The sequence below is a fragment of the Candidatus Pelagibacter sp. Uisw_099_02 genome, from assembly GCF_047727625.1.
In the GTDB taxonomy this organism is placed as follows: domain Bacteria; phylum Pseudomonadota; class Alphaproteobacteria; order Pelagibacterales; family Pelagibacteraceae; genus Pelagibacter.
The window spans coordinates 1,167,991-1,180,919 of record NZ_CP159822.1; the positions used below are offsets into that span (position 1 = coordinate 1,167,991).

The 12,929-nt window shown below is 29.1% G+C and carries 18 protein-coding genes; 7 read left to right on the top strand and 11 right to left on the bottom strand.

All coding sequences use genetic code 11. From position 1 onward, the window contains the following. Positions 1–78: 78 nt before the first annotated feature. The 10 genes from ABXT47_RS06250 to hspQ form a co-directional block, all read right to left on the bottom strand. Positions 79–1,230, bottom strand: coding sequence for an alpha-hydroxy acid oxidase (locus ABXT47_RS06250; RefSeq protein ID WP_415308267.1), 1,152 nt, complete (start codon positions 1,228–1,230; stop codon positions 79–81). Then, positions 1,230–2,381, bottom strand: a complete 1,152-nt coding sequence (locus tag ABXT47_RS06255) for an alpha-hydroxy acid oxidase (protein WP_415308268.1) — start codon at positions 2,379–2,381, stop codon at positions 1,230–1,232. Before ABXT47_RS06255 ends, ABXT47_RS06250 begins: the two co-directional genes overlap by 1 nt. An 11-nt stretch (positions 2,382–2,392) precedes the next feature. Continuing rightward, complete coding sequence (locus ABXT47_RS06260) at positions 2,393–2,899, bottom strand: acyloxyacyl hydrolase (protein ID WP_415308269.1); 507 nt, start codon at positions 2,897–2,899, stop codon at positions 2,393–2,395. Positions 2,900–2,941: 42 nt separating this feature from the next. Continuing rightward, complete coding sequence (locus tag ABXT47_RS06265) at positions 2,942–3,310, bottom strand: cytochrome c-type biogenesis protein CcmH (RefSeq protein ID WP_415308270.1); 369 nt, start codon at positions 3,308–3,310, stop codon at positions 2,942–2,944. After that, a complete protein-coding gene (locus ABXT47_RS06270) occupies positions 3,307–3,828 on the bottom strand; it encodes a DsbE family thiol:disulfide interchange protein (RefSeq protein ID WP_415308271.1) in 522 nt (173 codons plus the stop codon). The genes ABXT47_RS06265 and ABXT47_RS06270 overlap by 4 nt, the downstream gene beginning before the upstream one ends. Beyond that, complete coding sequence (locus tag ABXT47_RS06275) at positions 3,825–5,702, bottom strand: heme lyase CcmF/NrfE family subunit (protein WP_415308272.1); 1,878 nt, start codon at positions 5,700–5,702, stop codon at positions 3,825–3,827. Before ABXT47_RS06275 ends, ABXT47_RS06270 begins: the two co-directional genes overlap by 4 nt. Before the next feature lies 1 nt (position 5,703). Next, the gene (gene ccmE / locus ABXT47_RS06280) at positions 5,704–6,123 is read right to left on the bottom strand and encodes a cytochrome c maturation protein CcmE (RefSeq protein WP_415308273.1); all 420 of its coding nucleotides are present in this window, start codon (positions 6,121–6,123) and stop codon (positions 5,704–5,706) included. Between the two features lie 10 nt (positions 6,124–6,133). Continuing rightward, positions 6,134–6,361: a hypothetical protein gene (locus ABXT47_RS06285; protein WP_415308274.1), complete on the bottom strand. Its 228-nt coding sequence runs from the start codon at positions 6,359–6,361 to the stop codon at positions 6,134–6,136. Continuing rightward, complete coding sequence (gene ccmC, locus ABXT47_RS06290; RefSeq protein WP_415308275.1) at positions 6,358–7,068, bottom strand: heme ABC transporter permease CcmC; 711 nt, start codon at positions 7,066–7,068, stop codon at positions 6,358–6,360. Before ccmC ends, ABXT47_RS06285 begins: the two co-directional genes overlap by 4 nt. A gap of 181 nt (positions 7,069–7,249) precedes the next feature. Next, a complete protein-coding gene (gene hspQ / locus ABXT47_RS06295) occupies positions 7,250–7,570 on the bottom strand; it encodes a heat shock protein HspQ (RefSeq protein WP_415308276.1) in 321 nt (106 codons plus the stop codon). Positions 7,571–7,648: 78 nt separating this feature from the next. Here hspQ and ABXT47_RS06300 point away from each other — a divergent pair, with 78 nt between their 5' ends. From ABXT47_RS06300 to ABXT47_RS06310, 3 genes are read left to right on the top strand one after another with little or no spacing between them, the layout of a single operon-like run. Beyond that, the gene (locus ABXT47_RS06300; protein WP_415308277.1) at positions 7,649–8,200 is read left to right on the top strand and encodes a septation protein A; all 552 of its coding nucleotides are present in this window, start codon (positions 7,649–7,651) and stop codon (positions 8,198–8,200) included. Beyond that, positions 8,193–8,537 (top strand): DUF2794 domain-containing protein, encoded by a 345-nt coding sequence (locus ABXT47_RS06305; protein WP_415308278.1) that lies wholly within the window; start codon positions 8,193–8,195, stop codon positions 8,535–8,537. Before ABXT47_RS06300 ends, ABXT47_RS06305 begins: the two co-directional genes overlap by 8 nt. A 22-nt stretch (positions 8,538–8,559) precedes the next feature. Beyond that, positions 8,560–8,721 (top strand): hypothetical protein, encoded by a 162-nt coding sequence (locus tag ABXT47_RS06310; RefSeq protein ID WP_415308279.1) that lies wholly within the window; start codon positions 8,560–8,562, stop codon positions 8,719–8,721. Here the strand turns inward: ABXT47_RS06310 and ABXT47_RS06315 are convergent, their stop codons facing one another. Continuing rightward, on the bottom strand, positions 8,722–9,483 hold the full coding sequence (locus ABXT47_RS06315; protein ID WP_415308280.1) for a Bax inhibitor-1/YccA family protein: 762 nt from the start codon (positions 9,481–9,483) through the stop codon (positions 8,722–8,724). 61 nt (positions 9,484–9,544) lie between these two features. Between ABXT47_RS06315 and ABXT47_RS06320 the strand changes: the two genes are divergently transcribed. From ABXT47_RS06320 to ABXT47_RS06335, 4 genes are read left to right on the top strand one after another with little or no spacing between them, the layout of a single operon-like run. Further along, positions 9,545–10,582 carry an aldo/keto reductase gene (locus ABXT47_RS06320; protein WP_415308281.1) on the top strand — a complete coding sequence of 346 codons (1,038 nt, stop codon included), beginning with the start codon at positions 9,545–9,547 and terminating at the stop codon, positions 10,580–10,582. Beyond that, on the top strand, positions 10,573–11,085 hold the full coding sequence (locus tag ABXT47_RS06325) for an invasion associated locus B family protein (RefSeq protein ID WP_415308282.1): 513 nt from the start codon (positions 10,573–10,575) through the stop codon (positions 11,083–11,085). The genes ABXT47_RS06320 and ABXT47_RS06325 overlap by 10 nt, the downstream gene beginning before the upstream one ends. A gap of 4 nt (positions 11,086–11,089) precedes the next feature. Next, positions 11,090–12,277, top strand: a complete 1,188-nt coding sequence (locus tag ABXT47_RS06330) for an argininosuccinate synthase (RefSeq protein WP_415308283.1) — start codon at positions 11,090–11,092, stop codon at positions 12,275–12,277. A gap of 4 nt (positions 12,278–12,281) precedes the next feature. Next, entirely contained in the window at positions 12,282–12,899 is a 618-nt protein-coding gene (locus ABXT47_RS06335) for a DsbA family oxidoreductase (RefSeq protein WP_415308284.1), read from the top strand. Positions 12,900–12,929 lie beyond the last annotated feature (30 nt).

Sequence of the window (12,929 nt, forward strand, 5' to 3'; positions counted from 1 at the left end):
AATTCTATGTTTTATTTTTTGATAAAAAATTTATATTATTTATATATATTTATTAATAATAAAAAATATATGCTTTAATTATTTTCTATAAATCAATTTTGAGCTATTTAATTCTTTTAGATTTTTACACCCCATTAACACCATATTTCGATTAATTTCATCATGCATGTTTTTCAATAAATGTTCAACTCCTTGTTGACCACCTGCAGCCAAAGAAAACAAAAACATTTTTCCAAAACTGCATGCTGTTGCCCCAGCTGCTAAAGCTTTTAAAACATGCGTTCCTCTTCTAACTCCTCCATCTAAAATAATTTCAAGCTTATCTCCAACAGCATCTGAAATTGCTTTAACCTGATCAAATGGTGATCTAGAGCCATCCAATTGTCTTCCACCATGATTTGAAATCATTATGGCTGTACAACCAATATCTATCGCTCTTTTTGCATCTTCCACTGACATAACTCCTTTTAATGCAAAAGGTCCGTTCCATTTTTTTACACAATATTCAGCATCTTTCCAATTCATAGCTGGATCGTACTGTTCATTAATGTATTCAATAACTGACTTTGAAATATTGGTTCCTTTGTCTGTTTTTTTTTTAACATTTGATAATTCAAATTTTTTATGAGTAAAATAATTAAATACCCATTCAGGACGTATTGCAAAACTCATCAAACTTTGTAATGTAAGTTTAGGTGGTGTTGTAAAACCAGTTCTATGATCTTTTTCTCTATTACCTGCAACTAAAGTATCAACTGTTAAACACATTGCATCAAATCCAGAATTTTTTGCTCTGTCTATTAAATCGTCTGAAATTGAGCGATCTTTATGAACATATAGTTGAAATAGTTTCGGTCCATTCGATATTTCAGAAACCTCTTCAATCGTATTATTTCCCATTGATGACATACTGTAAAATGTTCCAAACTTTTCTGCTGCCCTTGCTGATGCCAAGTCTCCTTCATGGTGATAAAGTCTTTGCATTGCTGCAGGAGATAAAAAAATTGGCATTTCAATCTTTTTTCCAAAAAGTGTTATTGATAAATCAGGCTTACCCACACTTGCGAGTATATTTGGGACTAAATCACAGTCATTGAAGGACTCCGTATTTCTTCTTAAAGTCGTTTCATCATCTGAGCCACCATCAATATAATGAAATATTGGTGAAGGTAATTTTTTCTTTGCTAGTTTCCTAAAATCATCAAAATTATGACAGTTTTTTAAACTCACTACCTTCTAAATCTTAAGTTATCCCTATTTAGGTCGCTAATTTTAGTACATCCCATTAACTTCATATCTCTCACTAACTCAGTTTTATATTTTTCTATGGCTCTCTCTACACCTGCTTGTCCTCCAGCAGCTAGAGCATAAAGATACAATCTTCCTCCTGAACATGCTTTTGCACCTAAAGATAGCGCCTTTAACATATGAGTTCCTCTATGAATTCCACCTTCACAAATTACATCAAGTTTATCTCCAACAGCATCAACAATTTCTGCTAATTGGTCAAAAGGCGCTCTAGATCCATCTAATTGTCTACCCCCATGATTTGAAACCATTATTCCTGTACATCCAATATCTACTGCCCGCTTTGCATCCTCGACACTCATTATACCCTTAAGTGCAAAGTGACCTCCCCATTGAGAACAAAGTTTTTCAGCATCTTTCCAGTTCATGGATTGATCTAACATCGTAGAAAAGTATTGGCCTATTGAAGTATTAGTATCCGTACCCTCTTTCACGTAATCTTGCAGATGAGGTAATTCAAATTTACCTTTTGTTAAATAGTTTATTCCCCACATTGGTTTTGTGGCAAAACTAAAAAGGCTTGAAGGTGTAAGCTTTGGAGGTGATGTAAATCCAGTTCTTAAATCTCTTTCACGGTTTCCTCCAGTTATTGTATCCACTGTCAAAGCCATAACATCAAATTTAGCTGCTTTTGCTCTTTCTAAGCAAGAATCATTTAAACCTCTATCTTTATGAAAATAAAACTGAAACATCTTTGGGGTATCAACTAAAGAAGCTATTTCCTCAACACTTACAGTCGCAAGAGCTGAAACACCAAACATTGTATTAAATTTTTGAGCTGCTTTTCCAACAGCTCTTTCTCCATCATAATGGAATAGTCTCTGTAAAGCTGTTGGTGCAAGATAAAAAGGCAAGTCTAACTTTTTTCCAAAAATTGTAGTGGATAAATCAACATTTTCTACACCTCTTAAAACATTCGGAACTAAATCAACATCATCAAATGCACTTGTATTTCTTTGATATGTGGTTTCGTCATCTGCTGCTCCATCAATATAATGAAATATAGGTGAGGGTAATTTTTTTTTAGCTAATTTTCTAAAGTCACTATAGTTGTGACAATCATTTAAATTCATAATTATTTATATTAAAATGTTTTAAGAAAATTAAACATATAACTATTTGCCCCAGGGTTTTTGTCTCCTAGGCTTGCATTTGATATATGATTATATGATATTCCAAGGCTGGTATCACCTGATACTACATAAGAAAACTGAACTTCAGTTTTAAATTCTAAAACATGTCCTAAATCTTTTCCATCACCCTCATGATACAAACCAGGTGTAAAACTTGGAGTAAACTCTAATGAACCCATATCAATATTCCATTCAATTCCTGAATAAATATAAGCCGCAGAATTTTCTGTAATAAAGCCACCTGTAATAGGAGAAATTTTTCCTATAAAAGTATTTCTTTCTAGCGATTCATTTTGATGTTGAAAACCAAAAAGTAGAGCTGCTTGTTTATGATCACTAAAATCAAAATTTCCAATAAAATAATTGTACTGATGATCACTATTATTTTTCTCTGCGCTTAGAAGAGAAGAAGAAAATATAGTTAAAAGAGCCAGTAAATAAATAGTTATTTTTTTCATATTTCAAAAAGTAATATCAGTTCGAATTAGTATACTATAGTTTTATTTTTGATTATTTAATCTTTTAAATATTATTGCACCTCCAGCCAAAAATAACAACAATGGCAATAACCATAAAATATAGGTCTTTTTGTTTAATTCTGGATCATAAATTATCCAATCACCATACTTCTCTTTCAAATATTCATATATTTGTTCTTCCTCTATCCCTTCTTTTATTTTTTTTTCAACAATTAATTTTATACTAGAGGCAAACTCAGATTCTGAGTCATAAACAGATTGACCTTGGCAGATCAAGCAACGAATATTTTTTAAGATTTTATTTTTTAAAATATCATTAATTTCATTAGATCTTAATTCAGAAAAATTTATGACTAAAAATGAGATTATAAGTATTTTTAAAATTTTCATTTAATAATTAATTTAATTTCATTCACAATTTCTTTATTAATTGGACCAACAAATTTTTTAATTACATTTTTATTTTTATCTATTAAAAAAGTTTCTGGAACTCCATAAGCTCCAAATTCAATTCCTAAAGTTCCATCTTTATCAATTAAAATTCTAGAATATGGATTGCCAAATTCATTAATAAATTTTTTTGCATTATTAAAATTGTCTCTATAATTTAATCCAATTAGTTTAATTGATTTATTGTTACTTAATTGCATTAATAAAGGGTGTTCGACTCTACAAGGCACACACCATGAAGCCCAAATATTTACAATATAGAAAATGTTCTCTTCAAAAATTTTATCTGAATTGATATAATTATTTGAATTGAAGTCCTGAGCTTTAAAGTTTGGAATTTTCTTTTTTTCACTAACCTTGGGTATATAGTTATTTGGGTTATTTAACCCTTTATAAAAGATAACAAAGCAAGAACTTAAAAATATAATTATAATAAATAAGATAAACTTATTATTCATATTTTTCTTTTAAATAAACTCATTAATCCACCAAGGCTTAATAATAAAACTGAAATCCAGATCCAAATCATAAATGACTTTACCTGATATCTAATATTAAAATATTCATTACCTTTTACAAGGTTCATTACTAAAAACTTATCCTCTAATAGTGTTGTTCTTATATCTGCTTCACTAGTAATAATTATAGGCTGATTATAAATTCTAATCTCGGGTTTTAATTCAATAGTTTTACCATTTTTGTCTTTTATTTCAAAAGAGGCAATGATGGAGTTAAAATTACTTTCTTTTCTTTCTTCTATCTTTTTAAAAAAAATTTCACCTTTATTATAATCATATCTTTCACCAATTTTTATGTTGGTTGTAACTTCTGAAGATAAAATATTATTAAACAAAATACTTAATATTAATAAACTAAAACCAAAGTGTGAAATGGTTTGTGAAATATTATTAAATTTTTTAATAAATAGTTCTTTTAAAGTTGTAAAGAATAGAAAAAAAGCAGCAGAAACTAAGACTGTATAAAAAAGTATTTCATTAGTTAAATCTTTAATAATAAAAAAGGTTAATAGCACTGAAATTAAAAATGTAATAATTAGTGAATTCTTATTTTCAATTTTTGATTTAATCCATTTAAGTCGCGGTCCAAGCGACATAAATAATAGAAATGGTATTAAAAAAGGAACGATTAATTTTTGATAAAAAGGAGGTCCTACTGATATTTTTTCACTAGATATTACGTCTAGAAAAATTGGATATACTGTGCCTATTAGAACAACAGATAAAAAATACATCATAAACCAATTGTTTATTAAGATAGAAGTTTCTCTACTAAGCCAAAAAAAATTATTTGAATTTTTGTTATTTTCTTTGTGAAATATAAAAAATATTCCTAAAGATAAAACAATTAAAGCAAATAAAAAGATTAATATAAAAACACCTCTTGCAGGATCATTAGCAAATGTATGTACAGAATTTAATATTCCAGACCTTACTAAAAAAGTTCCACACATACTTAGAGTAAATGTTGTAATAGATAATATAACCACCCAAGATGTTAGTGTTACTCTTTTTTCTAAGACTAGAATACAATGTAATAATGCAGTTAATGTTAGCCATGGCATTAAAGATACATTTTCAACTGGATCCCAAAACCAGAAGCCTCCCCATCCTAGTTCATAATATGCCCAAATTGATCCAAGCATAATTCCTATAGTTAAAAAAATCCAAGAAACTAAAACCCATTTTTTGATATGTTGGCCCCATTGTTTTGAAACATAGTTTTGCGTAACAGCAGCAAGGGATGATGAAAATATTATAGAGGTACCAACATAACCTAAATATAAAATTGGAGGATGAATTGCTAAAGCTGGATCTTGTAAAATTGGGTTAAGACCAAGACCTTCATTGGGAATTGGAAATAAATAATTAAAAGGATTAGATGTCATTAATACAAATAAGAAAAATCCAATAATTATTATTTGCTGAAATAATAAAGTTAAAATTCTATATTTTTTAGGCTGTTCTCTTGATTTAATTAAAAATAGAAAAATAAACAAAGTTAATACTAACAACCATAATAATAAGCTTCCTTCATGGTTTCCCCAAGTTCCTGAGATTTTATAGAATAATGGTTTAGTTGTGTGAGAATTATTAAAAACTGTCTCATTACTAAAGTCTGAGTTTATAAAAGATATAATCAAGCTCAAAAAACTCACAATTACAAAAACTAACTGTAAAAATGATAGAGATAATATATTTTGGTTAATCTGCTTATTAGTTTTATTAAAGTCTTTAATTGAAACTCCACAAAGTAACACTGAAAGCAACAACCCCAAAATTAAAGAATAATAACCTATCTGATTAGCTAGCAATTTATTTATCTCCTATAGCTTCTTTAACTTCTGGGGGCATATAATTTTCATCGTGTTTTGCTAAAATTTTAGTAGCTGTAAAATAATTTTTATCTTTTAAAAAACCTTCAGCAACCACTCCTTTTCCTTCAGCAAATAAATTAGGAACTGCTCCTGAATAAACAACATTAATCTCATTTTTAAAATCAGTAATAATAAAATTAATTTTATCAGAATTCATAAAGACTGACTGTTCTTTAACCATCCCACCCACTCTTATTTTTTTTTTATTTAATTCTATTAAAGACTTTATTTCAGACGGAGACTTAAAATATACAACGTTTTCTTTTAATGATTGTAAAACTAAAGAAACTGTTAAAATTACCGAGGCTAAGATTAAAGCTAAGAATATAAATCGTAATTTAACTTTTTTACCATACATGGTTTATTAGTTAAATATTTGGTATATTTGATAATATTTCTCTATTAATATTTTGTGATCTTGCAGCTTTAGCTTTCGCAACATTTAGAGAACCAAATTTATAAGCGAATCTTTTTTGCTCTTTTAAAAGCTGTAATTCAGTTACAAAGTACAAGGCTGTAAAACTAATCAATGTGAATGAAAAAGCTGACCATACATAAGCACCATATCCATTCATTGAAATTATTTCGTTTATCATAATCTATCTAATCCTTTATTTTTAACTTTTATCAGTTCAGTATTATATTTCATCAAAAAAATGAGTAATGAAAAAAGGGCAAATGCCGCAGTCATAATGCCTAATGGGATTAACATTGATGGATGAATTGCTGTGTTAGTCGATAAAATATTAATTGAAGCTGGTTGATGGAGCGTGTTCCACCAATCTACAGAAAATTTAATGATGGGAACATTCACCACCCCTAAAATTGCAATCATAGAAGTGACTTTTACTACTTGTTCTTTGTCCTCATAAATTCTCCAAGCTAATAAATACATTCCATAAAACAAAGCTAGAATTAACATAGAAGTTATTCTCGCATCCCAAGCCCACCAAGTGCCCCAAGTTGGTTTTCCCCAAATTGAACCTGTAACTAATGCTATGATATTAAAAATAAATCCTGAGGGTGCTAAACTTTTAGCGATTAAAGCAAAATTTTTATTTTTAAAAACAAAACTTCCAACAGACAACAAAGCTAAATTTGAAAATATTCCAAGTGATATCCAAGCAGCCGGTACATGAACGTACATAATTCTTACTGCATCACTTTGTTTATAATCTTCAGGTGAAAGTATTAGAGCTTCGGTTAAACCAATTGTTAAGACAATAATAAATAAAAACAAAACATATTTTGGCGCTTTAGAAGTAATTGCAAAAATCTTATTAGGTTCAAAATATTTAAACATTTTTAAATTATATATATTAAAAAAAGATAATTTAATTTTTATTATGAAAAGTCATCCTGATCAAGAATGCAGAGGGAGTCAATAATGATAAAAACGTTATTTAACACTCTTGATCAGAATATACTTATAGATAGCAACTATATATGTCGAAGATTTGAGTTAATTGTGTTTGAAAAAAGAATTAATTAGAGAGCTTGAAATAACTAGAACCTCTTTTACCAGAAAAAATCTCTTCAATTAAAGGGTGTTTAATTGGGTCTTCTGAATCGTCCATTAGCAGGTTTTGCTCTGAAACGTAGGCTTCATAAGTAATTTCATCATTTTCTGCTAACAGATGGTAAAAAGGTTGGTCTTTTCTAGGGCGAACATTCTTTGGAATGGATTGGTACCATTCTTCAGAATTATTAAATTCGAAATCCACATCATAAATTACACCTCTAAACTCAAAGTGTTTATGTTTTACAATGTCGCCTATTGAAAATTTTGCTTTTTGAATTGCCATAGTTATTAATATGGGGGTTTAAAAATAAAAATCAATAAAAAACATTTATATTTTTTTTATTATGTTAATATCTGTCAAGTGAATAAATCATTTCTTAAATTTGCAACAGACTTTGGACCTTTAGCTATATTTTTTTATTATTATTATAACAATGATAAGAACCTAGCGGTTGCAATTCCTCCACTTATAGTTGCAACATTAATTGCACTAGCGGTTGTTTGGTTTTTTGAAAAAAAAATACCTATGATGCCTTTAATAAGTGGTATCTTGATTGCACTTTTTGGAGGGCTAACAATTTATTTTAATGATCCAGTTTTTATATATGTAAAACCAACAATTATTAATATTTTATTTGCTCTTGCTTTATATTTTGGAAAATATTTTACAAATGAGCCTGTTCTTAAAAAAATTATGGGTAAGTCAATTGCCCTAACTGATATGGGTTGGGAATTATTAAATAAAAGATGGATGTTTTTTTTCTTTGGTCTTGCAATCCTTAATGAATGCGTCTGGAGAACACAAACAGAAGAATTTTGGGTTAACTTTAAGGTGTGGGGAATGCTGCCAATAACCCTTGTTTTTACGGGATTTCAGATATCATTAATTAATAAACATAAACTTGATGAATAGAAACTTAAAGCTAGTCGTAAACAATCCTCACAAACAAATAGAAGAAAAACAATTTTTTGAAAAAAATGAACTTAAAATCATTTTAGATTTATACGCAAAAATGGTTTCTGAGGGATCTTGGAAGGACTATGGTTTAAATATTTCTAACAGACAGGTTAGCTTTAGTGTCTTTAAAAACGCAGCAGAGAATGCTTTATATAAAATTTGTAAAAACTTTAAGCCTAGTAATAAAAATCTAAAGTATTTAATTACTGATACTAATGGCAAAATACTAAAAAATTCTTTTGACCTAGAAGTATTACTTAAAAATACTAACTGGAAGAAGCTTAAAAAATAAGCCTTTGTTTGCAGATTGGAGCATGTATCGAGAAAATGATAGCTCTTTTATGGAGGGTGTTGTCACTCAACAAATAATATTTTTATATAAAAAAAAAGAGTATGTAGTTACTTCTGGCTGTTGGGAAAAATGTGAGGAAACTAAAGCTGATCTATTTAATTTAGTAAGTACTATAAAGTTTTGATTATCTTCTTTGTCCAAATAATCTTAATAACATTATAAATAAATTTATAAAGTCTAGGTAAAGAGTTAAGGCGCCCATTACAGCTTTTTTACCCATCAACTCACCTGTATCACTTGAGACATACATATTTTTAATTTTTTGAGTATCATAAGCAGTAAGACCTACAAAAATTAAAACACCTAGAATTGAGATTACAAAATCCATCATTGAAGATTTCAAGAACATGTTAACAACTGATGCAACAATAATACCAATTAAGCCCATCATTAAAAATGAACCTAATTTTGTAAGATCTCTTTTGGTTGTATAACCATAAATACTCATTGCACCAAAAGTAATAGAAGTAATAAAGAAAACTCTAGTGATACTCGCTCCAGTATAAACTAAGAATATTGAAGATAACGATAGCCCCATCAAAGAAGCAAAAACCCAAAAAGTTGTTTGAGCAGCTGATGCTGACATTTTATTAATCCTAGCACTCATATAAAAAACTATTCCAAGTGGAGCTAGCATTACCACCCATTTAAAACCTGAAAGAAATATTGTATTTCCTAAGCTTGTTAATGATGTGATTGATCCATTAGCATCTGTTACTACAGATAGTTTAAAAAATATTAAAGATATAAGTCCTGTTAGTAAAATACCTGAAGCCATATAGTTGTAGACTTTTAGCATGTAGGCTCTTAAGCCCTCATCCATTACTACTGTTGATTGTTGGGCTTCTTTTACTTTATTTAATATATTCTGTTTATTGAATTCCATGAGATTAATATAATAGCCTTTTACTATTATTTCAAGATGTCTTAATAAGGTTAAAATTATTATGAATTATAAAAAACTAGGAAATACAGATTTAAAAGTAAGTACTATTTGTCTCGGTACTATGACTTGGGGCGAACAAAATACCCAAAATGAAGGTTTTGAACAAATGGATTATGCCTTAAATCAAGGTGTAAACTTTTGGGATACTGCTGAGATTTATTCCATACCTCCAAAACAAGAAACATTTGGAGATACAGAAGTAATTATTGGAAACTGGTTTGAAAAAACAAAAAAGAGGGACAAAGTAATCTTGGCTTCTAAAGTTTGTGGGCCAATGAGAGAATACGTGAGGGGCGGCGGAAACCAATTTGGAACAAAAAATATTACTGAAGCACTTGATGGAAGTTTAAAGAGATTGAAGACTGATTATATTGATTTATACCAACTGCATTGGCCTGAGAGAAAAACAAACTTTTTTGGTCAATTGGGATACGAGCATAATGATGCCAATGAGTGGACTCAATTTGAAGATATTTTAGGAAATTTAAAAAAATTTATTGATCAAGGAAAAATAAGACATGTTGGTTTATCAAATGAGACTCCCTGGGGATTATCTAAATTTTTAGAATTATCTGAAAGTAAAAAACTTCCAAGAATGCTCTCAGTTCAAAATCCTTATAATCTATTAAATAGAACTTATGAAATTGGTCTTGCAGAAATGTCTGTCAGAGAAAAAGCTGGTTTGTTGGCTTACTCTCCTTTGGCTTGTGGTTACCTGTCTGGAAAATATAGAAATAATCAAATGCCAAAAGGTACAAGAATTGAACGTGATGGAGAGTTTTGGACCAGATATAATAAACATAACTCAAATAAAGCAGTAGAAGCATACTACGAAGTTGCAAAAAAACATGACTTAGATTTAGCTCAAATGTCTTTAAAATTTTTAGAAATTCAACCTTTTGTAACGTCAGTTATCATTGGTGCTACGACTATGGAGCAGTTGAAAACTAATATAGAAAGTGTAAATATAAACTTAAGTGAAAACGTAATTAAAGAAATAAATGAGGTTCAAAAAATTTATCCTAATCCATGCCCATAATTAAAAATTTTATAATCATAGCTTTCTTAACTGCGCTCGCTAATCAATCTATTGCTGAAGAAGTAAAAAAAATGGGGACACATAAAGACTGGGAAACCTATGTTATAAATTCTGATACAGGTAAAGTTTGTTTTGCACAATCCAAACCAGTTTTACAGGCACCTAAAAATAATCCAAGAGAGGCAAGGTTGTTTATTAGCTTTAGACCAGGGGAAAATATAGCCAATGAAATAAGTGTTACTGGTGGATATGAGTTTAATAACAAAAATTTGGTTAAAGTAACTTCTGGAAAAAATAAGTATGAATTTGATCTTATTCAAGATGGTTTTGCTTGGATGTCAGACAAAGATAGTAAGTTAGAGAAAAAAATGATTAAAACCATGAAAAAAGGATCTAGAATAATGGTTGCAGGTCATACTCAAAATGGATCTCGAACTATTGATCACTATTCATTGTTAGGGTTTACTAAAGCATACAATGCTACCAAAGCAAATTGTAGCTAGATAAATGCAATCTAAAAAAAAAATTGTCCTTGCATACTCAGGCGGACTAGATACTTCTATTATTTTAAAATGGCTTCAAGAGAATTATGATGCAGAAGTTATTTGCTACACTGCTGATGTAGGCCAAGAAATTGATAGAAAAAAAATCATAAAGAATGCAAAAAGATTAGGTGTAAAAAATATTATTATTGAAAATCTAAAAGATGTTTTTGTAAAAGATTACGTTTTTCCAATGCTTAGAGGGCATGCAATTTATGAGGGTGTTTATTTATTGGGTACTTCAATTGCAAGACCCCTAATTGCAAAACGACAAATTGCTGCTGCTAAAAAATTTGGAGCTTATGCCGTTTCACATGGGTCAACTGGCAAAGGAAATGATCAGGTAAGATTTGAATTAGGCTATCATTACTTTGGGCCAAAGGTAAAAATTATTGCACCATGGAGAATATGGAAATTAAACTCTAGAACAGATTTAATTAAATATGCAAAAAAAAATAATATTCCAATTCCTACGGATAAAAAAGGTGCTCCTCCTTTTTCTATTGATGATAATTTATATCATACATCAACTGAAGGTAAGGTTTTAGAAAACCCAAAAAATTCAGCTCCTGAGTTTCTTTTTCAAAGAACGGTGTCACCTGAAAAAGCACCTAACAAAGCTTCATTTGTAACTATAGGATTTAAAAATGGAGATCCAATAACTGTTAATGGGGAAAAACTATCACCTGGAAATTTATTAGAAAAACTTAATGATGTTGCTGGTAAAAATGGAATAGGTAGAGTTGATCTAGTTGAAAACAGATTTATCGGGATCAAGTCTAGAGGTGTTTATGAAACACCTGGTGGAACACTATTAATGTCAGCACATAGAGCAATTGAATCTGTTACTTTAGATAAAGAAACTATGCATAAAAAAGATGAAATTATGCCTAAATATGCTGAGCTTATTTACAATGGTTATTGGTACTCAAAAGCAAGATTTAAACTTCAAAAAATTGTCGACCTTAAAAAGAATAAAGTTAATGGCTCCGTTAAGCTTAAATTATACAAGGGCAATATTACAATAATGTCTAGACAGACAAAAAGTATTGCTTACTCAATGAAAAAAGTTTCTTTTGAAGAAAATAAAACTTTTAATAAATCAAATGTAGAACGATTTATTAACTTTCATAAACAAAAGCTTCGTTCATAAGTTAATGAAAATAAAAATATTTGCTGATACAATTTGTGGATGGTGTTTTATTGGTCAAGCAAGATTAAATAATGCATTAAAAAATTTTCCTAAAACTAAGTTTGAGATAGAGCACATCCCATTTCAATTAAATCCTGACATGCCCAAAGAAGGAATTGAAAGAAGCAAGTACTTAGAAATAAAGTTTGGAGGAAAAGAGTTTGCTCAATCAATGTACGATCAAATGACTAATGAAGCTAAAAAGGAAGATCTTAATTTTAATCTAGATAAGATAAAGAAAACACCCAATACAGTATTTTCTCACCTATTAATTAAATTAGCTGAACAATCTAATGTGCACAACGAAATTAAAGAAAAAATATATCAATCATATTTTATTGAAGGTCTTGATATTGGAGATAAAGAGATCTTAATTAATATTGGAAAAGAATTTAATATTAATACAGATGTAATTAATAATTTTTTTAATTTAAAAAATATTGAGGAAGTTAATTCATATATTTCAATTGCAAGAGAAAAAGAAATTAATGGAGTGCCTTTCTTTGAAATAGGAATAGATTTTATTTCAGGTGCTCAAAGCTCTGCAAGTTTAGAAAGTGCAATAAAGTCCAATTTAAGCTAAAAATTAAAGGACACTTTATCCTTTGCCTTT

Excerpts from the sequence above, each read along its gene's own strand:
- ABXT47_RS06260 (WP_415308269.1), bottom strand. The coding sequence starts at position 2,899 with ATGAAAAAAATAACTATTTATTTACTGGCTCTTTTAACTATATTTTCT.
- ABXT47_RS06310 (WP_415308279.1), top strand. The coding sequence starts at position 8,560 with ATGTATCGAGAAAATGATAGCTCTTTTATGGAGGGTGTTGTCACTCAA.
- ABXT47_RS06315 (WP_415308280.1), bottom strand. The coding sequence starts at position 9,483 with ATGGAATTCAATAAACAGAATATATTAAATAAAGTAAAAGAAGCCCAA.
- ccmE (WP_415308273.1), bottom strand. The coding sequence starts at position 6,123 with ATGTATGGTAAAAAAGTTAAATTACGATTTATATTCTTAGCTTTAATC.
- hspQ (WP_415308276.1), bottom strand. The coding sequence starts at position 7,570 with ATGGCAATTCAAAAAGCAAAATTTTCAATAGGCGACATTGTAAAACAT.
- ABXT47_RS06265 (WP_415308270.1), bottom strand. The coding sequence starts at position 3,310 with ATGAAAATTTTAAAAATACTTATAATCTCATTTTTAGTCATAAATTTT.
- ABXT47_RS06285 (WP_415308274.1), bottom strand. The coding sequence starts at position 6,361 with ATGATAAACGAAATAATTTCAATGAATGGATATGGTGCTTATGTATGG.
- ABXT47_RS06305 (WP_415308278.1), top strand. The coding sequence starts at position 8,193 with ATGAATAGAAACTTAAAGCTAGTCGTAAACAATCCTCACAAACAAATA.
- ABXT47_RS06325 (WP_415308282.1), top strand. The coding sequence starts at position 10,573 with ATGCCCATAATTAAAAATTTTATAATCATAGCTTTCTTAACTGCGCTC.
- ABXT47_RS06330 (WP_415308283.1), top strand. The coding sequence starts at position 11,090 with ATGCAATCTAAAAAAAAAATTGTCCTTGCATACTCAGGCGGACTAGAT.
- ABXT47_RS06335 (WP_415308284.1), top strand. The coding sequence starts at position 12,282 with ATGAAAATAAAAATATTTGCTGATACAATTTGTGGATGGTGTTTTATT.
- ABXT47_RS06270 (WP_415308271.1), bottom strand. The coding sequence starts at position 3,828 with ATGAATAATAAGTTTATCTTATTTATTATAATTATATTTTTAAGTTCT.
- ABXT47_RS06320 (WP_415308281.1), top strand. The coding sequence starts at position 9,545 with ATGAATTATAAAAAACTAGGAAATACAGATTTAAAAGTAAGTACTATT.
- ABXT47_RS06255 (WP_415308268.1), bottom strand. The coding sequence starts at position 2,381 with ATGAATTTAAATGATTGTCACAACTATAGTGACTTTAGAAAATTAGCT.
- ccmC (WP_415308275.1), bottom strand. The coding sequence starts at position 7,068 with ATGTTTAAATATTTTGAACCTAATAAGATTTTTGCAATTACTTCTAAA.